The organism is Pseudomonas sp. NY11955, assembly GCF_048068035.1.
Classification (GTDB): domain Bacteria; phylum Pseudomonadota; class Gammaproteobacteria; order Pseudomonadales; family Pseudomonadaceae; genus Aquipseudomonas.
Window position 1 is genome coordinate 1 of the sequence record NZ_JBLUPS010000029.1, and the last position, 22,579, is coordinate 22,579.

Genomic DNA, 22,579 nt, shown 5'->3' on the forward strand with positions numbered 1-22,579 from the left:
GAAAAAGAACAAAAGACTTTTGGTATATCCCCCCGCCTGTCCGGCCCCCTGCGGGGCCCCGCCCGCGAAGAGGCCGGTACAGGCAACATCACTGCTTGGGAAACAACCCATTCCCACACCGGGAACAGAACGCTGCCCCATGCTCATGGGTCTTCTTTTGGCAGGTCGGGCAATCATGCTGCAGCTGCTCCCCGCGCATGGCATTGGCCAGTTCTGCGGTAAAGATCCCAGTAGGGACGGCAATGATCGAATAACCGGTAATCATCACCAGCGACGACAGCACCTGCCCCAGTGGCGTCTTCGGCACGATGTCGCCAAAGCCCACGGTGGTCAGGGTAACGATGGCCCAGTAGATGCCTTTGGGAATGCTGGTAAAACCATGCTCCGGCCCTTCGATCACATACATCAGCGTGCCGAACACCGTCACCAAGGTCGATACCGTCACCAGGAACACGATGATCTTCTGCTTGCTGCCGCGCAGCGCCTCCATCAGGTAATGGGCCTGCTTGAGGTACGGGCTGAGCTTTAGCACGCGGAATATCCGCAGCATCCGAATGACCCGGATGATCAGCAGGTACTGGGCGTCGCTGTAGTACAGCGCGATGATGCCCGGCACGATCGCCAGTAGATCGACCAGGCCATAGAAACTGAAGGCATAGCGCAAGGGCTTGGGCGAGCAGTACAGGCGGGTGAGGTACTCGGCCAGGAAAATTGCGGTAAAACCCCATTCGATGGCGGCCAGTAGGCCGGCGTAGCCTTGGTGTACCTCGTCGATGCTGTCGAGGATTACGGTGACCAAGCTGGCCAGGATGATCAGCAGTAGGATTTTGTCGAAGCGGCGGCCGGCGACGGTATCGGTCTGGAAGACCATGATGTACAGGCGTTCACGCAAAGATTGTTGTGCACTCATGAGGCGGTCGTTCCGAAAGCGTTGATAGCAAAGATTAGTTGGTCCGGGCCTCTGGCAGGAAGGTGAGAATCCAGACTGATAAAAATGCTAGTTCCACGCTAATACAAATGTCCTCAGCATGGGGGTAGGAAAAAACCATCACAAGGTAAAGAAAATGTATGGCGACAAGCAGGCTATTACTCCACAGCGCAAGGGGCAGAGGTCGTTGTCCTATACGGTTTATGGCCTTGTCGAGCCGAGGAGAGCGGGACTCTTGTACTTCAGTGGCCAGCCTCTGGAGAGAACCGTGCAGGGGTACCTGTTGGGGAATGGCTATCGGTTGTATAGCCCAATGCTGATGCGTTTTGTCAGTCCTGACAGCTTCAGTCCCTTTGGTAAGGGCGGCTGTAATACCTATGCATACTGTTCCGGTGATCCGGTAAACAAGACAGATCCAACAGGCCAGGCAGGGGGAAGAACTGGTTTGACCAAGTTACTCAAGACCTATGGATTACCCAAAAAAGACCTCAAACCCCACTTGACGTTGTTGAGGGACCCTCGTGCGAGTGGACTGTCCATCGAAGTCGTTAGAGTACATGAAAAGCAGGCAACGACTTTCGAGTTTTCATTCAGCGCTGGGCGGTTCGAGGCCAGAGCGGTCTCCGAGGTGCCTTTTGGAGAGCTCTCGGGACACTACTTGGTAAAAGGAAATATCTATGTGCCTACACCACCTGAAAAACGCTCCCTTTTTTTGCAAGCGGAGGGGTTCACTTCAGTAAACTTGATACCTGAAACCCATGCTGTTTTGCCCGTCAGACCAGCTGATGCACCTAGTTCCAGGCTTGGGGGCGGCGGCGTTAGTGGCTATATAAATCTCTCCGAAAGTGTAACGGGGACACGACAAGGGACGCGATAACTTACCCCCTTAAATCAGCCGCGCCGTGCTTATGACCTCGCTGTACCAAGTGACTGCCCAGGTGCATCAGCCAACAGGCTACGACAAAGGGCGCGGTCAGGCCGGGTACCGGCAGCAGTTTGAACAACGGTTGCAACAGCAAGGCCATGGCGATGGCTAGCAGCGTCACCCACGGCTTTTCGCTCTGCCGGCTGAAGGCCAGTGCCGCTAGTGCGGCATTGAACCCGTAAAGCCCCAGCCAGGCGGCTTGCGCCTGGTCGGCGAGCAGCGCCACGCCGCCGCCGATGGCCGAGCCGATCACTGCCCACATGGCGGCATAGGGGTTGGCGATGAACATGCCGAGGATGATCAGCGCGCCGGCCAGGGGCTGGTCGAGCAGGAAAATCTGGCCTACGCCACGCGCCAGGGCATACAACGGGTCGGCTTCGACGAAGCCGCTGGGCGAGGGGCTGGCGAACAGCAGTGCAGCCCAGCCCAGCAGCACGAACGGCGCGGTGTAGGCGATCAGCAGCTTGCCGCCGCGTTTGCGCCACTGATGGGTGATGATGCTGGACAGGCCGCCGGCGGCGATGATCAGGGGCGGCAGGATCGCCGACCAGGGCAGTACGACGCTGATCAGGATGCCGATCAGCACGCCGTTGTAGCAATACAACCCGGCCTGGCGGTCAGCGCGGTCATAACCGCGGGCCTGGGCGGTGAGCAGGCCGGCCAGGGCGCCGAGCAGGGCACCACCGCCGACCAAGCTGGGCGCGGTCAGCAGGATGGCCAGCAGGCAGCACAGGCCGCACAGGGGATTGCGCAGCAGCAGCACCTGGCTGAAGCCGTTGAGTAACGCCGTGGCCCAGTCGGGGCACGGGTTGACGAAATTTTTGGTGTACATGGGGCAGTCAGTGAGGTTGATGGGGAAGCGGTGGGCCTCTTTGGGCCTCGGGTTTTCCGCAGGTCAGGTGTTTTGCTGTTCGGGGAGGGCTTTGCCCTCCATTCGCAGCACAAGGCTGCTCCTACAAAGGACCGCGAAATGCTTCTGGCTACGCGGTCTCTGTAGGAGCAGCCTTGTGCTGCGAATGGGGCGCAGAGCGCCCCAAAGATCTCAGATCAAAGTCTCGATCCGCAGCGTGTTAGTCGACCCCGGCTTGCCGAAAGGCACACCGGCAGTGATCAGCAACGTATCGCCACGGCTGGCCATGCCTTGCGCCTGGGCAATTTCCAGCGCCGTAGACACCACCTCGTCAACCTGGCGCAGGCGGTCGTTGACCACCGAATGCACGCCCCAGGCCACGCTCAGGCGGCGTGCGGTGTTCAGGTTCGGCGTCAGGTTGAGGATCGGTGCCCGTGGCCGCTCGCGTGCAGCGCGCAGGGTCGAGGCGCCCGACTCGCTGTAGTTGACCAGCACCGCTACCGGCAGAATGCCGCTGATACGGCGAATGGCGCAGCTGATGGCGTCCGATACGGTGGCCTCGGCCTTCGGCCGGCCAACATCGAGCTGGGCCTGGTAGTCCGGGCCGTTCTCCACCTGGCGGATGATCTTGCTCATCATCTGCACCGCTTCCAGCGGGTAATCACCCGAGGCGGTCTCGGCCGACAGCATCACCGCGTCGGCTCCTTCGGCCACGGCGTTGGCCACGTCGGTGACTTCGGCACGGGTTGGTGCCGGCGAGAAACGCATCGATTCGAGCATCTGCGTGGCCACCACCACCGGTTTGCCAAGCTGGCGGCAGGTGCCGATGATGCGCTTCTGGATTTGCGGCACGCTTTCGGCCGGCACTTCCACGCCCAGGTCACCACGGGCCACCATGATCGCATCTGCCAGTTCGGCGATGGCCTGCAGCTGTTCGACCGCCGATGGTTTTTCGATCTTGGCCATCAGGTAGGCGCGATCACCAATCAGCTGGCGCGCTTCGATGATGTCTTCCGGGCGCTGGACGAACGACAGGGCCACCCAGTCCACACCCAATTCCAGGCCGAAGGCTAGGTCGCGGCGGTCTTTTTCAGTGAGCGGGGAGAGGTCGAGCACCGCTTGCGGTACGTTGACGCCCTTGCGGTCGGACAGCTCGCCGCCGTTGAGTACTTCGGTGTCGATCGCGTCGCTGTGCTTGGCGGTAACGCGCAGGCGCAGCTTGCCGTCGTCCAGCAGCAGGTCCATGCCTGGTTCGAGGGCGGCGATGATTTCGGGGTGCGGCAGGTTCACCCGCTGGTTGTCGCCCGGGGTCTTGTCCAGGTCCAGGCGCAGGGCCTGGCCGCGCTGCAGTTGCACCTTGCCTTCAGCGAAACGGCCCACGCGCAGCTTCGGCCCTTGCAGGTCCATGAGGATGCCCAGCGGGTAGTTCAGTTGCTGCTCGACTTCGCGGATCCACTGGTAGCGCAGGGCGTGGTCGGCATGCTCGCCGTGGCTGAAGTTGAGGCGGAAGATGTTCACCCCGGCTTCGACCAGCTGGCGGATGTCGTCGATGCCGTTGATCGCAGGGCCAAGGGTGGCGAGGATCTTTACTTTTTTATCAGGCGTCATGATTGGGCAGTCTCGAGGATCAGGATGGCGCGGAAGTCGTTGACGTTGGTGCGGGTCGGTTCGGTGACGATCAGCGCATCCAGCGCGGCGAAATAGCCGTAGCCGTTGTTGTTGTCCAGCTCGTCGCTGGCCGACAGGCCCAGGGCCTCTGCGCGGGCATAGCTGCCTGGGGTCATGAAGGCGCCGGCGTTTTCTTCCGAGCCGTCGATGCCGTCGGTGTCACCGGCCAGGGCATACACACCCGGCAGGCCTTTCAGGCTTTCGGTGAGGCTGAGCAGGAACTCGGCGTTGCGCCCGCCACGGCCATTGCCGCGCACGGTCACGGTGGTTTCGCCGCCAGACAGGATCACGCAAGGCGCCTTCAGTGGCTGGCCGTGCTGAACGATTTGCCGGGCAATACCGGCGTGCACTTTGGCCACTTCGCGCGATTCGCCTTCCAGGTCGCCGAGGATCAGCGGGCTGAAGCCGGCCTGGCGGGCTTTGACTGCTGCGGCTTCAAGCGATTGCTGGGGCTTGGCGATCAGCTGGAAGTGGCTGCGGGCCAGGGCCGGATCGTCGGCCTTGACGGTTTCCGACGCCGGGTTGTTGAGCCAGTCGATGACGGCTTTGGGTGCGTCGATGTTGTAGCGTTTGATGATCGCCAAGGCGTCGGCCGAAGTGCTCGGGTCGGCCACGGTCGGACCGGAGGCGATCACCGTGGCGAGGTCGCCGGGCACGTCGGAAATGGCATAGGTGTAGACGGTGGCAGGCCAGCAGGCCTTGGCCAGGCGGCCGCCCTTGATCGCCGAGAGGTGCTTGCGCACGCAGTTCATCTCGCCGATGGTGGCGCCGGATTTCAGCAGTGCCTTGTTGATCTGCTGCTTGTCGGCCAGGGTCAGGCCGTCGGCCGGCAGCGCCAGCAGGGCGGAGCCACCGCCGGACAGCAGGAAGATGACGCGGTCGTCTTCATTGAGGTTGCTGACCAGGTCCAGCACGCGTTTGGCCACGGCCAGGCCGGCGGCATCGGGGACCGGGTGGGCGGCTTCGACCACTTCGATTTTTTGGCAGTTGGCGCCATGGCCGTAACGGGTCACGACCAGGCCAGAGACTTCGCCCTGCCAGCTTTTCTCGACCACTTCGGCCATGGCGGCTGCGGCCTTGCCGGCGCCGATGACGATAACCCGGCCGCTACGGTCGGCGGGCAGGTAGGGTTCGAGGACTTGGCGGGGGTGGGCGGCAGCGATGGCTGTGTCGAACAGCTCGCGGAGAAGTTTTTGCGGATCGACCGACATGGCAGGCTCCCAATTATTGTTGTTCTGCAGAATCAAAAACGCCCCTGGAACTGCCTCCGTGCAGGCCGAACCAGGGGCGGGTGTTGCTCGGTGCCGCCGCTTAGCCTGTGGTCGCAGGTTCAGCGGCGTTGGCTACTTCGCGGGCTTGCCCGTTCCCACAGGAAATTCGCTGCCCACAGGCCTTGCGCAGAATCTGTGGGAGCGGGCTTGCCCGCGAAGAGGCCGGTACAGGTTATTTGTCGCCGCGGATCGAGAAGTTGGCCATGTGCTCCAGGCCTTTGATCAGCGCCGAGTGGTCCCAGTTGCCGCCACCCAGGGCCTGGCAGGTGTTGAACACTTGCTGGGCATTGGAGGTGTTGGGCAGGTTGATGCCCAGTTCCTTGGCGCCTTGCAGGGCCAGGTTTAGGTCCTTCTGGTGCAGGTTGATGCGGAAGCCTGGGTCGAAGGTGCCTTTGATCATGCGCTCGGCGTGCACTTCGAGGATTTTCGACGAGGCGAAGCCTCCCATCAGTGCTTCACGCACCTTGGCCGGGTCGGCGCCGTTCTTGGCGGCGAACAGCAGCGCTTCGCTGACGGCCTGGATGTTCAGGGCGACGATGATCTGGTTGGCGACCTTGGCAGTCTGGCCGTCACCGTTGCCACCTACGCGGGTGATGTTCTTGCCCATGGCTTCGAACAGCGGCAGGGTGCGCTCGAAGGCTTTCGGGCAGCCACCGACCATGATGCTCAGGGTCGCGGCCTTGGCACCGACTTCACCACCGGACACCGGGGCGTCCAGGTAGGCAGCGCCGGTTGCCTTGATTTTCTCGGCGAAGGCTTTGGTCGCGGTTGGCGAGATCGAGCTCATGTCGATCACGATCTTGTTCGGGCCGACGCCTTCGGCCACGCCGTTTTCACCGAACAGGACGCTTTCGACCTGCGGGGTGTCGGGGACCATGACGATGATGAATTCGGCTTCCTGGGCCACTTCTTTCGGGTTGGCCAGGGCCACTGCACCGGCAGCGATCAGCTCGGCTGGGGCGGCGTCGTGGTGGGTGGAAACGAACAGGCTGTGACCTGCTTTTTGCAGGTTTTGGGCCATGGGCTTGCCCATGATGCCGGTGCCGATGAAACCGATTTTAGCCATGAGAATGTGCCTCTTTGTACTTGTAATGTCTTAAGCAAACCTCGGCCCCTGTGGGAGCGGGCGTGCGCGCGAAACAGGCGACTCGGTGGATGGCACCGGCTATGCCGGTGTTCGCGGGCATGCCCGCTCCCACAGGGGTTCCGAGTTTTCCTTAGATTGCGTTATGGGTTTTCAGCCAGCCCAGGCCCGCTTCGGTGGTGGTCTTGGGCTTGTACTCCGCGCCCACCCAACCCTGGTAGCCGATACGGTCCAGGTGCTCGAACAGGAAGCGGTAGTTGATCTCGCCAGTGCCAGGCTCGTTACGGCCTGGGTTGTCGGCCAGCTGAATGTGGTTGATCAGCTGCAGGTTGGTTTCCATGGTGCGCGCCAGGTCACCTTCCATGATCTGCATGTGGTAGATGTCGTATTGCAGGAACAGGTTGTCGCTGCCCACTTCGGCCTGGATTTCCAGGGCTTGTTTCGTGGTGTTCAGGTAGAAGCCCGGAATGTCGCGGGTATTGATCATTTCCATGACCAGACGAATACCGGCGGCCTTGAGCTTGTCGGCGGCGTAGCGCAGGTTTTCGACGAAGGTCTTGCGCACGGTGGCGCAGTCCGGGCCTTGTGGGCGGATGCCGGCCAGGGCGTTGACCTGGGTGTTGCCCAGCACCTTGGCGTACTCGATGGCCTTGTCGACACCGGCGCGGAATTCTTCGACGCGGTCCGGGTGGCAGGTGATGCCACGCTCACCTTTGGCCCAGTCGCCCGCCGGCAGGTTGAACAGCACCTGGGTCAGGCCGTTGGCCTCCAGCTGCTGCTTGATTTCAGCGGCGCTGAAGTCATACGGAAAGAGGTATTCGACGCCGCTGAAACCAGCATCGGCGGCAGCCTTGAAGCGGGCCAGGAAGTCCTGTTCGGTGAACAGCATGGACAGGTTGGCAGCGAAGCGAGGCATGGGTTGTCTCCTTGCGATGAAGGCCCCCAGGGCGTGCCTGGGGGCGTCAGGCGATCAGTCCAGCAGCGAGATGGCGGTTGGCGCGTCGTTGCCGACCAGGGCCAGGTCTTCGAACTCGTTGACCGCGTTGATCTCGGTGCCCATGGAAATGTTGGTGACACGCTCGAGAATCACTTCGACCACCACCGGTACGCGGAACTCTTCGGCCATCTTCTGCGCCTTGAGCAGGGCAGGGGCGATCTCTGCCGGCTCGAACACACGAATGGCCTTGCAGCCCAGGCCTTCGACCACGGCTACGTGGTCGACACCATAGGTGGCGGCATCGGTCGAGTTGATGTTCTCGAATGCCAGTTGTACACAGTAATCCATGTCGAAGCCACGCTGCGCCTGGCGAATCAGGCCCAGGTAGGCGTTGTTCACCAGCACGTGGACGTACGGCAGGTTGAACTGCGCGCCCACTGCCAGTTCTTCGATCATGAACTGGAAGTCGTAGTCACCGGACAGGGCGACGACCTTGCGTTTCGGGTCGGCCTTGACCACACCGAGGGCGGCAGGGATGGTCCAGCCGAGCGGGCCGGCCTGGCCGCAGTTGATCCAGTGGCGTGGCTTGTACACGTGCAGGAACTGTGCGCCGGCAATCTGCGACAGGCCGATGGTGCTGACGTAGCAGGTGTCCTTGCCGAATACCTGGTTCATTTCTTCGTACACGCGCTGCGGCTTGACCGGCACGTTGTCGAAGTGGGTCTTGCGCTGCAGGCTCGCCTTGCGCTCCTGGCACTCTTGCAGCCAGGCCTTGCGGCACTTCAGCTTGCCGGCGGCTTTCCACTCGCGGGCCACTTCCAGGAACACGTCCAGTGCCTTGCCAGCGTCGGAAACGATACCCAGGTCCGGGGTGAACACGCGGCCGATCTGGGTTGGTTCGATGTCCACGTGCACGAACTTGCGGCCTTCGGTGTAGACGTCGACGGAACCGGTGTGGCGGTTGGCCCAGCGGTTACCGATGCCGAACACCAGGTCGGATTTCAGCAGGGTGGCGTTGCCGTAACGGTGCGAAGTCTGCAGGCCGACCATGCCGACCATTTGTGCGTGGTCGTCCGGGATGGTGCCCCAGCCCATCAGGGTCGGGATTACCGGTACGCCGGTCAGTTCGGCAAATTCGACCAGCTTGTCGCTGGCGTCGGCATTGATGATGCCGCCACCGGCTACCAGCAGCGGGCGCTCGGCGTCATTGAGCAGGGCCAGGGCTTTTTCGGCTTGTACGCGGGTGGCCGATGGCTTGTTGACGGCCAGTGGCTCGTAGGCGTCGATGTCGAACTCGATCTCGGCCATTTGCACGTCGAACGGCAGGTCGATCAGTACCGGGCCTGGGCGGCCGGTGCGCATTTCATAGAAGGCTTTCTGGAAAGCGTATGGCACCTGGCCTGGCTCCAGAACAGTGGTCGCCCACTTGGTTACCGGCTTGACGATGTTGGTGATGTCGACAGCCTGGAAGTCTTCCTTGTGCAGGCGGGCGCGCGGGGCTTGGCCGGTGATGCAGAGGATCGGGATGGAGTCGGCCGAGGCGCTGTACAGGCCGGTGACCATGTCAGTGCCGGCTGGGCCGGAAGTGCCGATGCACACGCCGATGTTGCCAGGGTTGGCACGGGTGTAGCCCTCGGCCATGTGCGAGGCACCTTCGACGTGGCGAGCGAGGACGTGATCGATGCCACCGACTTTCTTCAGGGCCGAGTACAACGGGTTGATAGCAGCCCCTGGGATGCCGAACGCGGTATCTACACCTTCACGGCGCATGACCAGAACGGCTGCATCGATTGCTCTCATTTTGCTCATGGTTTGTGCCTCATCGATTTTGTAATTGTATACAACTTGCTTTGCGACAGAGTGTATTCACGCCTGGCGGCTCAGGTCAATGGGTTTTCATCGGGCGGGCCAGCTTTCGTCAAAGCGGCCGTGAAATCGGCTATTTGCGCCATCGCATACAATCGTTTCAAAATATTGTATACAAAAACATCTTTCGTTGTGTTCTATTTGTTCTATCGGTTTTCAACTGCCCTCAGGGCTTCTCACAACAAGAAGAGGACCTTTCCATGAACGCTTTGAACCTGAAAGTCGCTGTCAGCCTGGTGAATGCCGCGTTGGCGGCGGGCCGCAAGATCAATGCCGCGCCACTGACCGTGGCAGTGCTGGATGCGGGCGGGCATCTGCTGGCGCTGCAGCGTGAGGATGGCGCCAGCCTGATTCGGCCTGAGGTGGCCACTGGCAAAGCCTGGGGCGCGATCGCGCTGGGCAAGGGCTCGCGCCTGCTGGCGCTGGATGCACAGCAGCGGCCGGCGTTTTTTGCCGCGCTGAACGGGATGGGTGAGCGGCCGGTGGTGCCGGCGCCGGGTGGGGTGCTGATTCGTGATCAGGACGGCAAGGTGTTGGGTGCTGTCGGGATCAGCGGGGATACGTCGGATATCGACGAGCAGTGTGCGATCAGCGCGATCGAGGAAGTGGGATTGCGGGCGGATGCCGGGGTAGCGGCGTAAGGCTGGCGATTGTTGGGGCCGCTTCGCGGCCCATTCGCGGCACAAGGCCGCTCCTACAGGGGTTACGCAATACCCTGTAGGAGCGGCCTTGTGCCGCGAATGGGCTGCGAAGCAGCCCCATTGGTCCTGTCAGGCTGCCTCAGGCTCACAGCCCTTCAAAACCATACGAATGATGGTTTCGGCCGCCGCGTCATAATCGCTGTCGGCCAGCTTGGCCTTGCCTGTCACCGCAGAAATCTGCCAGTCGAAGTCGGCATAGGTCTGGGTCGCCGCCCAGATGCTGAACATCAGGTGATGCGCATCCACATGGGCGATTTGCCCTCGGTCGATCCAGCGCTGGATGCACTCGATGTTGTGCCGGGCCTGCTCGTTCAACTGCTCCACCTGGTTCGGCGACAGGTGCGGGGCGCCGTGCATGATCTCGCTGGCGAACACCTTGGAGGCGTGCGGCAGGTCGCGCGAGATGCGTATCTTCGAGCGAATGTACGAACTCAGCACTTCCTTCGGGTCACCGTCGGCATTGAACGGCGTGGAAGCCTGCATGATCGGCGCGATGATGCTCTCCAGGACCTCGCGGTAGAGGTTGTCCTTGGACTTGAAGTAGTAATACACGTTTGGCTTGGGCAGGCCAGCCTTGGCCGCGATATCGCTGGTCTTGGTGGCGGCGAAGCCCTTGTCGGCGAATTCCTCGCTGGCCGCGCGCAGGATCAATTCCTTGTTGCGCTCGCGAATGGTGCTCATGGTCAGGGATCTTCCTCGTGTCTGGCCACCTCTAGGAGGGATCGAGCATGGTAGCACCGGGCTCGACGGGCGCTCAAGGCAGCTACTTTCGGCTAGACTCCGGCACATTCATTCATGTGGAAACAGGCAAACATGGCAGGAAGCAGTCTACTGGTACTGATCGATGACATCGCCACGTTGCTGGACGACGTCTCGCTCATGACCAAAGTCGCGGCGAAGAAGACTGCGGGCGTGCTGGGTGACGACTTGGCGCTGAATGCCCAACAGGTCACCGGCGTGCGCGCCGAGCGCGAAATTCCGGTTGTCTGGGCGGTGGCCAAGGGGTCGTTCGTCAACAAGGCAATCCTGGTGCCGGCGGCGCTGCTGATCAGTGCGTTCGCTCCGTGGGCTGTCACGCCGTTGTTGATGGTAGGGGGCGCCTACTTGTGCTTCGAGGGCTTCGAAAAGCTGGCGCATAAATTCCTGCACAGCCAGGAAGAGGACGACGCGCAGCACAAGGCCCGGAAGGAAGCCATGGCAGACGCCAATGTCGACCTGGTGGCGTTCGAGAAAACCAAGATCAAGGGCGCGGTGCGCACCGACTTCATCCTGTCGGCGGAAATCATCGCCATCACCCTGGGCACCGTGGCCGATGCACCGTTGACCCAGCAGATCATCGTGCTGTCGGGCATCGCCATTGTCATGACCATCGGCGTTTATGGTTTGGTGGGTGGTATCGTCAAGCTCGATGACCTGGGGCTGTGGATGACGCAAAAGGCCTCGCGGCTTGCTCAGGCGGTGGGTAACGGCATCCTGCGGGCGGCGCCTTACATGATGAAGAGCCTGTCGGTGATTGGCACGGCAGCGATGTTTCTGGTGGGTGGTGGGATTCTGGTGCATGGCATCGCGCCACTGCATCACGCCATCGAGGCGTTCAGCGAAGGGCGCGGTGGTGCGCTGACCGGGGCGCTGCTCAACGGCGTGGCCGGTGTCGTGGCCGGTGCCGTGGTGCTGGCGGTGGTGACGGCTGCCGGGAAGCTGTGGCGGGCGTTTCGGCCGGCGACCTGAGTTGCATGGCCGGGGCGTTGCCCCGGTTCGCGGGCATGCCCGCGAAGAGGCCGGCACAAGCAGCACAAGACAGTTGCTCCCACAGGGCCTGTGCTATTGCTGAGGTTGGCAATGCACTTGTGGGAGCGGGCGCGCCCGCGAACACCGGCAGAGCCGGTGCCATACACCAGGTTGCCGGCTCACAGGTTCACTGTTCGGCCACCGCTCCCTGTTCTTGCGGCTTCCAGGCCAGCAATCCTTTGCTGAAATCGTTGGCGGCACTCTGGTAATAGGCAATCGCCCGACGTACCAGAGGGTTGTCACTGTCCGCACGGGTTTCCCGGCTGTTGCCCAAGGCGTCCTGATGCACGCGCATGCCGCCGCGCGGGCTGAGAATCGCCAGGTCCTTGCCGTCGAACAGCCCCAGGTGCTGGTAGTTGCCGATCAGTACCCGTGGCGGCAAGGATTGTTCGCGCAGCAGGTCGCGGCCGAAGAAGGTCGAGGTGTAGCTCAGGTTGAGCAGGCCAAGCAGGGTCGGTGCCAGGTCGATCTGGCTGGCCAGTTGTGCGTCCTCGCGCGGGGCGATCAGCTTGGGTGCATAGATCCACAACGGAATCTGGTAATTACTGACCGGCAGGTCTTCCACGCCCGCGCTACCGGCGGTGTGGTCGGCGACGAACACGAACAGGGTGTTGTCGAACCATGGCTTGCCCTTGGCTTCCTTAAGGAATTGCGCAATGGCATGGTCGGTGTACTTCACCGCGCCTTCACGGCCTTCACCCGACGGGATGTCGATACGGCCTTCCGGGTAGGTGTAGGGGCGGTGGTTGGAGGTGGTCATCAGTTGCAGGAAGAACGGCTGCTGCCTGGCATGGTCGGCATCGGCCAGCTTCAGCGTCTGCCGGTACAGGTCTTCGTCGGCCATGCCCCAGGCGTTCTTGAAGCTGATTTCGCTCTCGTCGATGCTGCTCTGGTCGACGATACGGTAGCCGTTGCCGCTGAAGAAGGCATTCATGTTGTCGAAGTAGCCGCGTCCACCATAGACGAATACGGCGTCATAACCCACCGCCTTCAGTTGTTGGCCGAGGCTGCCATAGCCGCTTTCGCGGCCGATGCGCTTGACGATCGAGCGGCCCGGCGTGGGCGGGATCGACAGGGTGATGGCCTCCAGGCCGCGGTCGGTGCGCGTGCCGGTGGCGTAGAAGTTGTTGAAGTACAGGCTCTGCTGGCGCAGCGCGTCCAGGTTGGGCGTGAGGTTGCGTGGGTCGCCGTTGCTGCCCATGTACTTGGCGCTGAAGCTCTCGATGGTGACCAGGATGATGTTGGGCTTGCGTGGTTCGCCACTGGCGCTGATGTGGCGGCGAATGTCCTCGGGCTCGCTGGCCTTGAACCGCGCGTTGGGCTCGGCCAGTTCCTGATGCATGTGTGCACCGACTTCGCTGGCGTCGAGGCTGGCGTAGAACTGGGTGTAGTCGAGCTCGTTGTTGCGGAACGCGGCAAAGAACTGGTACGGGCCGTTGCTGGCCAGTTCGCGCTGATAGGCGTTACCGCCCTGGCCGCGAGGGAACTGTTGGTCGACCAGCAGTACGCTGAGCCCGCCCAGGACTGCCAGCAGCGCAAGGCCACCCAGGCGTTGGCGCAGGTTGGTGCTTGGCGCTGCGAGCGCACGGGCCAGCGGTTTGCGCAGGATCAGCGCGAGCAGCACGGCGGCCACGGCAATGCTGCCCAGCAGGGTCGGCAGCGGGTACGACTCGCGAATGTTGTCCAGCACCTCTTTGGAGTAAACGAGGTAGTCGACGGCAATGAAGTTGAAGCGCACCCCAAACTCGTCCCAGAACAGCCACTCGGCCACGGCGACGAACAACATCACGAACAGGCTGACGATCAGTACGCCGCTCATCAGCCGGCGGTGCAACGCGGTGCGCCACAATTTGGCAGGGCACAGCGCCAGGTACAACCCCAGTGGCAGGGCGGCGTAGGTAAGGAAACTCAGGTCGTACAAGGCACCATTAAAGAATAATGAGAAGTAGTCACTCTGTACTTCATCCAAGTGGGTGACCAGCAATATCAGGCGGGTCAGCAAGAAAATGCCGAGCCAGAGTGAGCAAACTAAAAGAAGGTACCGCCAAGGAGCGGCGAGTGACGTGCGCATTAAGTAGGCCTGTTTTCTTTTTTGGGGTGAAAGTAGGCAGGCATGCTAAATAGGGAAATGCAAAAATTTTGTCAAAAATTCGCAGGGACTAAGTGGAGTGCTCGGCCTATAGTAAACACCTTGCTATTTTCCTACAGGTCGGGAGGCTAAATCATGTTCGGAAAAGTGTTGACTTACGATGTGTACCACTTGGCCCTGTACCTGGGCTCGGCCCTGGCCTGGGGCGCTGTGGGCCTCAGGTTGCTGCTGCGCGGGGCGGGGATAGAGGCTTTGTACAAATGCTGTGCAGTATTTGGCCTGGCGTTGACGATCAACAGCGTCATGCTGGTGCTGGATATCTTGCGTGTGCTGGAGCACTGGCAGGTGGAGTTGGGGCTTTTACTGTTTGGCGTGATGTTGCCGTGTGCGCTTGCTTTGACTTTAAAGGCAAGTATTAACGAAAGTAAGATTAATCCTAATTAGTTGTAGGAAAGTTCCTACAAATATAGGCGTGACAGCCCGTTGGTAAATCTACGGGCTGTCACGATTCAGCCCATCAGAAGTGCACTTTTACCAGGAAGCTCATGGTGTTCTGGTCGGTAGTGAAGGCATCGCTGTCCTTGATACCGTACTTGTTCTTCCAGTAGTCGTACTCCACACCCACGTACAGTTGCTTCTCGCCCAGGTGCAGCGCCTTGCCCAGGTCGTACTTGATCTGCGGGTTGAAGTGCAGGTTGGCCTGGTAGGTGCCGTGGCGGTTTTCGTCGTTGTCCACCACCCAGTCCATGAAGCCGTCGATCAGCACGTCGGAATCGCCGACCGGGATGGTGTACGACCACACCGGGGTGATCTGCCATACGTTGTCGCCGGCGCGGCTGCCGTCGGTGGTGCGGTTGTAGAAGTTCAGCTGGAAGTAGTCGAAGCCCGGGATGGCCAGGTCGAAGCCTGGGCCGATCAGGTACGACTCGGTATCACCCTCGCCAAACTCGTAGGTCATCGCCAGCAGCACGTCCTTGACTGGGCCGAATTCCAGCTTCTGGTCGAAGATCTTGCCAAACGACAGGCGTGGGCTGAATTCGCCGTAGTAGGTGTTGGGGCCGTTGTTGGCGTCCTTCTTGCCCTGGTAGAAGATCTTGTCGACGAAGAAGAAGTTGTCGCCGTACTTCCACGCGTCGGCGTGCTCGAAGGTGAAGGTTTGCTGGGTCTCGGGGTTGACCTTGAAGTTCTTGCCCCACAGGTAGGTCAGGCTGTTGTTCTGCCATTGCAGCAGGTCGCCGCCGAAGGTGGTGCCACAGGCCAGCAGGCCGCCGGCGAGGATCAGGCTGTTGATGGTACGCATTGCGAGTGTCGCTCCCTTGATTGATCTGTTGTCAGCGCTCGGTGATGGCGCTTTTTTGTTGTCTTGCGAGTCAGCTTTTTTCGATAGGCCACAGCTGTTTGGCAAGGGTTGAGCCAACTTTCCCGGGTTGGCAAAACCTTCCTGCTCGACTTCGTTCTGAACGGATGAAAAGGGTCTTTCAGGCTGGCAACACGTTGGCCAACCGCCCGTATTCATTGACTGAGCGGTCAGTAAACGCAGGCAGAATCCGTTCTGCCCTGATCGAGGGGGCGCGCAGATTACTGGCTTGCGCGCCGTGCCTCAAGTGCTCCGTCCTGGAGCGCAGTGAATCAAACTTGTGCGTTTGGTCAGCTTCTTAGAAGTGTACCTTGATCAGCGCGCTGGCGACGCTCTGGTTGCTGTCCAGGTTGCCCCGGCTGTCGATGCCGTACTTGTCCTTCCAGTAGCTGTATTCAAAGCCGACGTAGAGCTGTTTGGCACCCAGGTTCAGGGCTTTGCCCAGGTCGTACTTGACCTGCGGGTTGAAGTGCAGGTTGGCGTGATAGGTGCCACGGCGGGTCTGGTCATTGTCGGTGACCCAGTCCATGTAACCGTCGATCAGAATGTCGGAGCGGCCCACGGGGATGGTGTACGACCAGCCGGGGGTGATCTGCCAGACGTTGTCGCCGGGGCGGCTGCCTTCGGTGTTGCGCACGTAGAAATTCAGGGTGAAATAGTTGAAGCCGGGGATGTCCAGGTCGAAGCCAGGGCCGATCAGGTAGGCTTCGTTGTCGCCTTCGCCGCGCTCGTAGGTCATGGCCAGCAGCACGTCCTTGATCGGACCGAAGGCAAGCTTCTGGTCGAAGATCTTGCCGAAGGACAGGCGCGGGCTGAACTCGCCGTAGTAGGTGGTTACGCCTTTGCTGGGGTCGGCCTTGCCGTTGTAGAAGATCTTGTCGACGAACATGAAGGTGTCGCCGTACTTCCATTTGTTGGCGTGCTCGAAGGTGATGGTCTGCTGAATATCAGGGTTGACCTTGAAGTCCTTGCCGTACAGGTAGGTCAGGCTTTCGCCGTGCCATTGCAGCCATTCGCCTGCGTGCGAGGGTAGGGTGGCCAGCAGGCTGCTGCCCAACAACAGGGACGTGGTGATGCGCTTCATGTTGTGATTCCCGGACTTATTGTTTTTGTTGGCGGTTTTTTTGGCGCGCAGGCGCCCCGGGCGACCCATTCCGGTGGGTCGACGGCGTAGCGGTTATTGCAGATGTGAGAGCGGGGCGGCTTTGCGCCGCCCCTGTTGGCTCAATGCTGGTGACAGGCGTCGTTGTGCACCGCGCGGTCGGCGCCACCGAGGATGTTGAACAGGACGTTCAACACCAGGGCACTGACCGTGGCCATGGCGATACCGCTGTGGGTGATGGGCTCCATCCACTGTGGCATCTGGGCAAAGAACTCTGGACGCACCACGGGGATCAACCCGAAGCCGACGCTCACGGCAACCAGCAGCTGGTTGCGGCGGTCGCCGATGTCCGCCTCCTGAAGAATCTTGATCCCGGTGGCGGTGACCATGCCGAACATGGCGATGGACGCGCCGCCCAGTACCGCAGGCGGGATCGAGGCAATCAGGAAGGCCGCCTTGGGCAGCAGGCTGAGCAGGATCAACAGGGCGCCGGCCACAATGGTGACAAAGCGGCAGCGCACCCCGGTCATCTGCACCAGGCCGATGTTCTGGGCGAACGAGGAGTGGGTGAAGGTATTGAAGAAACCGGCGATGAACGACGCGCCGGCATCGCACAGCAGGCCACGACGCAGCATGCCGGGGGTAACTTCGCGATCGGTCACCTTGCCCAGGGCCAGGAACATGCCGGTGGACTCGACGAAGATGATCACCACCACCAGGCACATGGACAGGATCGGCGCCAGGCTGAAGGTCGGCATGCCGAAGTGCAGGGGGGTGACCACCTGCAACCACGGAGCGTCCTTCAGGCCGGACAGGTCGACCATGCCAATGGAGCCGGCCAGGATGTAGCCAAGGCCCATGCCCACCAGTACCGACACGTTGACCCAGAAGCCGCGCATGAAGCGGTTGATCAGCAGGATCACGGCCAATACCAGGCCGGCCACCAGCAGGTAGATCGGCGAGCCGAAGGTTTCCGCTTCATGGCCGCCACCGGCCCAATTGACTGCCACCGGGAACAGCGACAGGCCAATCGAGGTGATCACCGTACCGGTGACCAGCGGCGGGAAGAAGCGCACGACCTTGGACATGAACGGCGCGATCAGCATGCCGAAGAAGCCGGCGGCGATGGTCGCGCCGAAGATCCCCTGCAGGCCCACGCCGGGCATGCCAGCCATGGCCACCATGCTGCCGACGGCAGCGAAACTGGCCCCCATCATCACCGGCATGCGGATGCCCACCGGGCCGATACCGAACGACTGGATGATGGTAGCGACGCCAGCGACCAGCAGGTCGGCGTTGATCAGGAAAGCGACTTCTTCACGGGACAGCCCGGCGGCCTGGCCGATGATCAATGGCACGGCGATCGCGCCACCGTACATCAGCAGAACGTGTTGCAGGCCAACCAGGATCAGTTGGAACAGGGGCAAGGGTTCGCGCGGCGGCGCAATGGGGATGTACGCCTTGCGTGACTCGGACATGCAGCACCTCGAGTTTTGTTTTTATTCTCGGATCCAAGCGGCAGCCTAAGGCGGCAGGCTCACGGTGAAGAGAGCCTGGGGTTTCCGCCTGACGCTGAACGCTCGATGCTTGCTTGTTGCGTGAATCTTAAAGTTTGAGGCCGGGTTTGCCGGCCTCTTCGCGGCGCAAGGCCGCTCCTACAGGGGACGTGTCGCCCTGTAGGAAGGTGGATCAGTTGACCTGGGCGCCTTTGGCGATCCAGTCGCCGACGAGCTTGCGCTCTTCGGTGGTCATCTGGGTGATGTTGCCCAGCGGCATGATCTGGCTGGCGACCGCTTGCGCCTGAATGCGCGCGGCCTGGGCCTGGATCTGCTGCGGGGTGTCGAACATCACGCCGGCAGGGGCGGCGCTGAACAGTGGGCTGGTCGGCTTGGACGAGTGGCACACGGTGCAGCGTTCCTGGATGACATTGTGGATCTTGTCGAAGTCGCCACCGGCGGCCTGGGCAACGGGCTGAGCCGGTGCTTCAGCGGGTGCTTCGGCGGCCTTGGCGGCGTCTTCGGCACGTTGCTCGGCAGCGGTCTTGCCACCTACAGCGGTAGCCGGCAACGGCTGGTACTCGATCTTCGCTGCGGCCTGCTCAGGGCTCACTGCCATCGGTTTAGGGCCGGTGACGTAGGCCAGGCAGATCATTGCCAGGGCACCGACGGGCAGGGTCCAGGCGTACTTGTTGCTGTCATGGCGGGTGTTGAAGTAGTGGCGGATCAGAACCGCGGCTACTGCGATACCGGCCAGGATCAGCCAGTTGTACTGGCTACCGTAGGTGCTCGGGAAATGGTTGCTGATCATGATGAACAGCACCGGCAGGGTGAAGTAGTTGTTGTGGCGCGAGCGCAGCAGGCCCTTGGCCGGCAGTACCGGGTCGGGCGTCTGGTTGTTCTCGATCGCCGCTACCAGCTGGCGCTGGGCGGGCATGATGATGCGGAACACGTTACCGACCATGATGGTGCCGATGATCGCGCCGGTGTGCAGGTAGGCGCCACGGCCACTGAACACCAGGCTGAAGCCCCAGCAGGCGGCGATGATCAGCACGAACAGCACACCACCGAGCAGCGCTGGCTTCTTGCCCAGGGGCGAGTCGCACAGGAAGTCGTAGATGAACCAGCCGGCGATCAGCGAACCGATACCAATGGCCACGCCTTCGGCACCGCTCAGGGTGCTGCCAGGCGCCAGCAGGTACAGGGCCGGGTTCCAGTAGAACACCACGCACAGCAGGGCGATACCGGACATCCAGGTGAAGTAGGCTTCCCATTTGAACCAGTGCAGGTTCTCGGGCATTTTCGGGGGTGCGAGTTTGTATTTCTCCAGGTGGTAGATACCACCGCCGTGAATCGCCCAGAGATCACCCGACAACCCATCGCGCGGGTTGCTTCGGTTCAGGTGGTTCTCCAGCCAGACGAAGTAGAACGATGCACCGATCCAGGCGACACCGGTGATCATGTGAACCCAGCGAATGCTCAGGTTCAGCCATTCGTGAAGGTGTGCTTCCACAGTATGTACCTCTGCCAGTCACCGTGAAGATGACTGACCTTTTCTTATTGGTGGGGATTGAGGATCAGCATCTGTTCCTCGGTGAAGTAATGCTCATCGCAGTTGTTGCCAGAACCACTGCGATCAACCACCAGGAAATCATCCCGCTTTTCGATCGTAAGCACCGGGTGGTGCCAAACGCCGCGATGGTAATTAACGCCCTGCCTGCCATTACTGCGGAAGGCTCGGACCAAGCCTGATACAGGTGCATCGCCAACGGGCGCGACCACGATCAGAAAGGGGTTGCCGAGCAGCGGGATGAAAGCCTGGCTGCCCAGCGGATGGCGTTCCAGCATGCGCACGGTCAGCGGCATGTCCTGCGCGTCGGCGCGGAAGATGCTGATGATCGCCTTGTCTTCAGGCTCGGCGGTTTCGACCGTGGCGAGCTTGTGAAAGCGCATGGTCGAGCCGTTGTTGATCATGAAGTGGTCGCTGCCGTCGGTTTCGATCACATCTCCGAATTGGGCGAAGGCTTCTTTGGTCAGGGGCTCGATCATCAGGGTGCGCATGCGGTTATCTCTTCTATTGTTCGTTTTCTGAATAAGGTTCGGCTGGTGCTTACAACTGCAGCAGGCGGAACAGGGCGATCAGGTTGATCTGCGCCAGGGCTTCCTTGAATTCGGCATCGGCATCGTTGTGGATGCGCTTTTCAAAGGCGGCGAGGATCTGGTGCCGGTTGCTACCCTTCACCGCCATGATGAACGGGAACTGGAACTTGGCTTTGTAGGCGTCGTTCAGCTCGGTGAAACGGGCGAATTCTTCGGCGGTGCACTGGTGAATGCCGGCACCGGCCTGTTCGTTGGTGCTCGATTCGGTCAGCTCGCCCTGGATGGCGGCTTTACCGGCCAGGTCCGGGTGAGCGTTGATCAGCGCCAGTTGGTCGGCGTGGTTGGCGCTGAGCAGGATGTCGCTCATGCGCTGGTGCAGCGCCTCGATCTCGTCCAGCTCGCCCAGTTGGCCCAGGTCGTAGGCCTTTTCGGCAACCCACGGCGAGTGCTCGTAGATGTCGGCGAAGGCCTTGACGAAGGCGTCGCGGTCCAGGGCGGAGGGCTTGAGGGTGTTGAAGGCGGTCATCAGGCGTTCTCTTTCTTGTACGGGTGGGTGGTGTGCCAGTGGCGGGCGATGTCCACGCGACGGGCGAACCAGACCTGGTCATGGCTTTTTGCGTAATCGACGAAGCGCTTCAGTGCGGCCAGGCGTGCCGGGCGGCCAACCAGCCGGCAGTGCAGGCCGATGGAGAGCATTTTCGGTGCTTCGGCGCCTTCGGCGTACAGCACATCGAAGGCGTCTTTGAGGTATTGGAAGAACTGCTCGCCGCAGTTGAAGCCCTGCACCTGGGTGAAGCGCATGTCGTTGGTGTCCAGGGTGTAGGGGATCACCAGGTGCGGCTTGCCGGTCGGGTTGTTCGGCTCCCAGTAGGGCAGGTCGTCGTCGTAGGTGTCGCTGTCATAGAGGAAGCCACCTTCCTCCATCACCAGGCGGCGGGTGTTCGGGCCGGTGCGGCCGGTGTACCAGCCAACCGGGCGCTCGCCGGTCAGTTCGGTGAGGATGCGGATGGCTTCGAGCATGTGCTCGCGCTCCTGGGCCTCGTCCATGTTCTGGTAGTCGATCCAGCGGTAGCCGTGGCTGCAGATCTCATGGCCGGCTTCGGCCATGGCGCGGATCACGTCGGGGTGGCGCTGGGCGGCCATGGCCACGGCGAAGATGGTGAGGGGCACGCCGCTGTCCTTGAACAGCTTCAGCAGGCGCCACACGCCGGCACGGCTGCCGTATTCGTACAGCGACTCCATGCTCATGTTGCGCTGGCCCTGCAGTGGCTGGGCAGCGACCATCTCGGACAGGAAGGCTTCGGATTCCTTGTCACCGTGCAGGATGTTGCGTTCGCCGCCTTCTTCGTAGTTGAGGACGAAAGACAGCGCGATGCGAGCGTTGCCCGGCCATTGCGGGTGAGGAGGGTTGTTGCCGTAACCGATCAGGTCGCGAGGGTAGTCAGCGCTCACTGCAGTCTTCCTTCTTGTGCGTTAGTGCGGGGGGTGGGCGGGCCGCGTCGGTATGTCGCACCACCGGATGGGCTGATTGTATACAACTTCTGAAATCTTTTGTAAGCCTGTTTTTCCGCATTTCTTCCCTTTTGTCGCCTTGCAGCGGCCGGGAAATACAGTGCAAGAAACCTGCCTGATTGGTCAGCTAATGACGTTCACGTCGTTATGGTGCGTGTATTTGCGACCGATGGGGCGTTTATGGGCAGCAAAGGGAGGGCGCGACAGATGGGTTTAAAAAATTGTGTACAATTTTGCGATGAAATGTCTTAATGGCGTCATTCCGGCCTGCCGCAAGCGTTATGCTGGTGCGATGGCTGAGTATTTTTTGCCCACAGATTGAACAAGAGGCGACACGCAATGGGACGTTTGACCACACACGTACTGGATGCCGCGCATGGCTGCCCGGGCAGCTCGATCAAGGTCGAGCTGTACCGTGTCGAAGGCCAGCAACTGGAGCTGGTGAACACTGCCCTGACCAACAGCGATGGCCGCGTCGACGCGCCATTGCTGCAGGGTGACGATTACCGCACGGGCGTTTATCAGTTGCAGTTCAGCGCTGGCGATTATTACCGCGCCCGTGGCGTGCAACTGCCGGCCCAGGCGTTTCTGGATGTCGTGGTGTTGCGCTTTGGCATTGACGAGCAGCAGGAGCACTACCACGTGCCGCTGCTGATTTCGCCGTACAGCTATTCGACCTATCGTGGAAGCTAGTTGGTCGCTAGAAGAATCTTCGTAGGTCCTTTGGCCCGCTCTCACACTGGCGGGCTTTTTTTCGTCTGCTGTTTTTGTGCCTGGCGTGGGATGTGGGTGCCTGTGAGATCGAGCGCCGCCCGCGCGGCGCATCGCGAGCGAAGCTCGCTCCTACATTTGTTTCGGGCCAATCATGCCTGTGGGATTTGCGCGCGAACGCCTTGGCGCATGGC

At 61.2% G+C, this 22,579-nt stretch carries 21 protein-coding genes; 5 read left to right on the forward strand and 16 right to left on the reverse strand.

Features of this window, described 5'->3' with window-relative positions:
• Positions 1 to 88: 88 nt before the first annotated feature.
• Positions 89 to 910 carry an ion transporter gene (locus ACNFBR_RS28685; RefSeq protein WP_416737819.1) on the reverse strand — a complete coding sequence of 274 codons (822 nt, stop codon included), beginning with the start codon at positions 908 to 910 and terminating at the stop codon, positions 89 to 91.
• A gap of 154 nt (positions 911 to 1,064) precedes the next feature.
• On the opposite strand from ACNFBR_RS28685, the gene ACNFBR_RS28690 reads away from it, so the two are divergent.
• Positions 1,065 to 1,805, forward strand: a complete 741-nt coding sequence (locus tag ACNFBR_RS28690) for an RHS repeat-associated core domain-containing protein (RefSeq protein ID WP_416737831.1) — start codon at positions 1,065 to 1,067, stop codon at positions 1,803 to 1,805.
• A gap of 1 nt (position 1,806) precedes the next feature.
• Here the strand turns inward: ACNFBR_RS28690 and ACNFBR_RS28695 are convergent, their stop codons facing one another.
• The 6 genes from ACNFBR_RS28695 to gcl form a co-directional block, all read right to left on the reverse strand.
• Positions 1,807 to 2,685 carry an urea transporter gene (locus ACNFBR_RS28695; protein WP_416737820.1) on the reverse strand — a complete coding sequence of 293 codons (879 nt, stop codon included), beginning with the start codon at positions 2,683 to 2,685 and terminating at the stop codon, positions 1,807 to 1,809.
• Positions 2,686 to 2,895: 210 nt separating this feature from the next.
• Positions 2,896 to 4,311, reverse strand: coding sequence for a pyruvate kinase (gene pyk / locus ACNFBR_RS28700; protein ID WP_416737821.1), 1,416 nt, complete (start codon positions 4,309 to 4,311; stop codon positions 2,896 to 2,898).
• On the reverse strand, positions 4,308 to 5,582 hold the full coding sequence (locus ACNFBR_RS28705) for a glycerate kinase type-2 family protein (protein ID WP_416737822.1): 1,275 nt from the start codon (positions 5,580 to 5,582) through the stop codon (positions 4,308 to 4,310). The genes pyk and ACNFBR_RS28705 overlap by 4 nt, the downstream gene beginning before the upstream one ends.
• Before the next feature lie 232 nt (positions 5,583 to 5,814).
• Positions 5,815 to 6,708, reverse strand: coding sequence for a 2-hydroxy-3-oxopropionate reductase (locus ACNFBR_RS28710; RefSeq protein WP_012273446.1), 894 nt, complete (start codon positions 6,706 to 6,708; stop codon positions 5,815 to 5,817).
• A gap of 151 nt (positions 6,709 to 6,859) precedes the next feature.
• Positions 6,860 to 7,642: a hydroxypyruvate isomerase gene (gene hyi / locus ACNFBR_RS28715; RefSeq protein WP_416737823.1), complete on the reverse strand. Its 783-nt coding sequence runs from the start codon at positions 7,640 to 7,642 to the stop codon at positions 6,860 to 6,862.
• Positions 7,643 to 7,696: 54 nt separating this feature from the next.
• Complete coding sequence (gcl, locus tag ACNFBR_RS28720; protein ID WP_416737824.1) at positions 7,697 to 9,472, reverse strand: glyoxylate carboligase; 1,776 nt, start codon at positions 9,470 to 9,472, stop codon at positions 7,697 to 7,699.
• A gap of 257 nt (positions 9,473 to 9,729) precedes the next feature.
• Here gcl and ACNFBR_RS28725 point away from each other — a divergent pair, with 257 nt between their 5' ends.
• Positions 9,730 to 10,170 (forward strand): heme-binding protein, encoded by a 441-nt coding sequence (locus ACNFBR_RS28725; RefSeq protein ID WP_325980097.1) that lies wholly within the window; start codon positions 9,730 to 9,732, stop codon positions 10,168 to 10,170.
• Positions 10,171 to 10,299: 129 nt separating this feature from the next.
• Here ACNFBR_RS28725 and ACNFBR_RS28730 read toward each other — a convergent pair whose 3' ends face one another.
• Entirely contained in the window at positions 10,300 to 10,911 is a 612-nt protein-coding gene (locus tag ACNFBR_RS28730; protein WP_019099536.1) for a TetR/AcrR family transcriptional regulator, read from the reverse strand.
• A gap of 132 nt (positions 10,912 to 11,043) precedes the next feature.
• On the opposite strand from ACNFBR_RS28730, the gene ACNFBR_RS28735 reads away from it, so the two are divergent.
• Positions 11,044 to 11,958, forward strand: a complete 915-nt coding sequence (locus ACNFBR_RS28735; RefSeq protein WP_416737825.1) for a DUF808 domain-containing protein — start codon at positions 11,044 to 11,046, stop codon at positions 11,956 to 11,958.
• 187 nt (positions 11,959 to 12,145) lie between these two features.
• Here the strand turns inward: ACNFBR_RS28735 and ACNFBR_RS28740 are convergent, their stop codons facing one another.
• Positions 12,146 to 14,089, reverse strand: a complete 1,944-nt coding sequence (locus ACNFBR_RS28740; RefSeq protein WP_416737826.1) for an LTA synthase family protein — start codon at positions 14,087 to 14,089, stop codon at positions 12,146 to 12,148.
• A gap of 153 nt (positions 14,090 to 14,242) precedes the next feature.
• Between ACNFBR_RS28740 and ACNFBR_RS28745 the strand changes: the two genes are divergently transcribed.
• Positions 14,243 to 14,551, forward strand: a complete 309-nt coding sequence (locus ACNFBR_RS28745; RefSeq protein WP_416737827.1) for a hypothetical protein — start codon at positions 14,243 to 14,245, stop codon at positions 14,549 to 14,551.
• Positions 14,552 to 14,624: 73 nt separating this feature from the next.
• On the opposite strand, the gene ACNFBR_RS28750 is transcribed toward ACNFBR_RS28745, so the two are convergent.
• The 7 genes from ACNFBR_RS28750 to puuE form a co-directional block, all read right to left on the reverse strand.
• Positions 14,625 to 15,407, reverse strand: coding sequence for an outer membrane protein OmpK (locus ACNFBR_RS28750; RefSeq protein ID WP_012273438.1), 783 nt, complete (start codon positions 15,405 to 15,407; stop codon positions 14,625 to 14,627).
• Positions 15,408 to 15,762: 355 nt separating this feature from the next.
• Positions 15,763 to 16,548, reverse strand: a complete 786-nt coding sequence (locus tag ACNFBR_RS28755; RefSeq protein ID WP_416737828.1) for an outer membrane protein OmpK — start codon at positions 16,546 to 16,548, stop codon at positions 15,763 to 15,765.
• Positions 16,549 to 16,688: 140 nt separating this feature from the next.
• Positions 16,689 to 18,044 carry a nucleobase:cation symporter-2 family protein gene (locus ACNFBR_RS28760; protein WP_012273436.1) on the reverse strand — a complete coding sequence of 452 codons (1,356 nt, stop codon included), beginning with the start codon at positions 18,042 to 18,044 and terminating at the stop codon, positions 16,689 to 16,691.
• Between the two features lie 211 nt (positions 18,045 to 18,255).
• Positions 18,256 to 19,575 (reverse strand): urate hydroxylase PuuD, encoded by a 1,320-nt coding sequence (locus ACNFBR_RS28765; protein ID WP_416737829.1) that lies wholly within the window; start codon positions 19,573 to 19,575, stop codon positions 18,256 to 18,258.
• Between the two features lie 44 nt (positions 19,576 to 19,619).
• Positions 19,620 to 20,123: an ureidoglycolate lyase gene (locus ACNFBR_RS28770; RefSeq protein ID WP_003254333.1), complete on the reverse strand. Its 504-nt coding sequence runs from the start codon at positions 20,121 to 20,123 to the stop codon at positions 19,620 to 19,622.
• 49 nt (positions 20,124 to 20,172) lie between these two features.
• Positions 20,173 to 20,688: a 2-oxo-4-hydroxy-4-carboxy-5-ureidoimidazoline decarboxylase gene (gene uraD, locus ACNFBR_RS28775; protein WP_004576924.1), complete on the reverse strand. Its 516-nt coding sequence runs from the start codon at positions 20,686 to 20,688 to the stop codon at positions 20,173 to 20,175.
• Entirely contained in the window at positions 20,688 to 21,614 is a 927-nt protein-coding gene (gene puuE, locus ACNFBR_RS28780) for an allantoinase PuuE (RefSeq protein ID WP_416737830.1), read from the reverse strand. The genes uraD and puuE overlap by 1 nt, the downstream gene beginning before the upstream one ends.
• 399 nt (positions 21,615 to 22,013) lie before the next feature.
• Here puuE and uraH point away from each other — a divergent pair, with 399 nt between their 5' ends.
• The gene (uraH, locus tag ACNFBR_RS28785; RefSeq protein WP_003259496.1) at positions 22,014 to 22,367 is read left to right on the forward strand and encodes a hydroxyisourate hydrolase; all 354 of its coding nucleotides are present in this window, start codon (positions 22,014 to 22,016) and stop codon (positions 22,365 to 22,367) included.
• Positions 22,368 to 22,579 lie beyond the last annotated feature (212 nt).

Coding starts and splice junctions, on each gene's coding strand:
- ACNFBR_RS28685 (WP_416737819.1), bottom strand. CDS start 910: ATGAGTGCACAACAATCTTTGCGTGAACGCCTGTACATCATGGTCTTC.
- ACNFBR_RS28690 (WP_416737831.1), top strand. CDS start 1,065: ATGTATGGCGACAAGCAGGCTATTACTCCACAGCGCAAGGGGCAGAGG.
- ACNFBR_RS28695 (WP_416737820.1), bottom strand. CDS start 2,685: ATGTACACCAAAAATTTCGTCAACCCGTGCCCCGACTGGGCCACGGCG.
- pyk (WP_416737821.1), bottom strand. CDS start 4,311: ATGACGCCTGATAAAAAAGTAAAGATCCTCGCCACCCTTGGCCCTGCG.
- ACNFBR_RS28705 (WP_416737822.1), bottom strand. CDS start 5,582: ATGTCGGTCGATCCGCAAAAACTTCTCCGCGAGCTGTTCGACACAGCC.
- ACNFBR_RS28710 (WP_012273446.1), bottom strand. CDS start 6,708: ATGGCTAAAATCGGTTTCATCGGCACCGGCATCATGGGCAAGCCCATG.
- hyi (WP_416737823.1), bottom strand. CDS start 7,642: ATGCCTCGCTTCGCTGCCAACCTGTCCATGCTGTTCACCGAACAGGAC.
- gcl (WP_416737824.1), bottom strand. CDS start 9,472: ATGAGCAAAATGAGAGCAATCGATGCAGCCGTTCTGGTCATGCGCCGT.
- ACNFBR_RS28725 (WP_325980097.1), top strand. CDS start 9,730: ATGAACGCTTTGAACCTGAAAGTCGCTGTCAGCCTGGTGAATGCCGCG.
- ACNFBR_RS28730 (WP_019099536.1), bottom strand. CDS start 10,911: ATGAGCACCATTCGCGAGCGCAACAAGGAATTGATCCTGCGCGCGGCC.
- ACNFBR_RS28735 (WP_416737825.1), top strand. CDS start 11,044: ATGGCAGGAAGCAGTCTACTGGTACTGATCGATGACATCGCCACGTTG.
- ACNFBR_RS28740 (WP_416737826.1), bottom strand. CDS start 14,089: ATGCGCACGTCACTCGCCGCTCCTTGGCGGTACCTTCTTTTAGTTTGC.
- ACNFBR_RS28745 (WP_416737827.1), top strand. CDS start 14,243: ATGTTCGGAAAAGTGTTGACTTACGATGTGTACCACTTGGCCCTGTAC.
- ACNFBR_RS28750 (WP_012273438.1), bottom strand. CDS start 15,407: ATGCGTACCATCAACAGCCTGATCCTCGCCGGCGGCCTGCTGGCCTGT.
- ACNFBR_RS28755 (WP_416737828.1), bottom strand. CDS start 16,548: ATGAAGCGCATCACCACGTCCCTGTTGTTGGGCAGCAGCCTGCTGGCC.
- ACNFBR_RS28760 (WP_012273436.1), bottom strand. CDS start 18,044: ATGTCCGAGTCACGCAAGGCGTACATCCCCATTGCGCCGCCGCGCGAA.
- ACNFBR_RS28770 (WP_003254333.1), bottom strand. CDS start 20,123: ATGCGCACCCTGATGATCGAGCCCCTGACCAAAGAAGCCTTCGCCCAA.
- uraD (WP_004576924.1), bottom strand. CDS start 20,688: ATGACCGCCTTCAACACCCTCAAGCCCTCCGCCCTGGACCGCGACGCC.
- uraH (WP_003259496.1), top strand. CDS start 22,014: ATGGGACGTTTGACCACACACGTACTGGATGCCGCGCATGGCTGCCCG.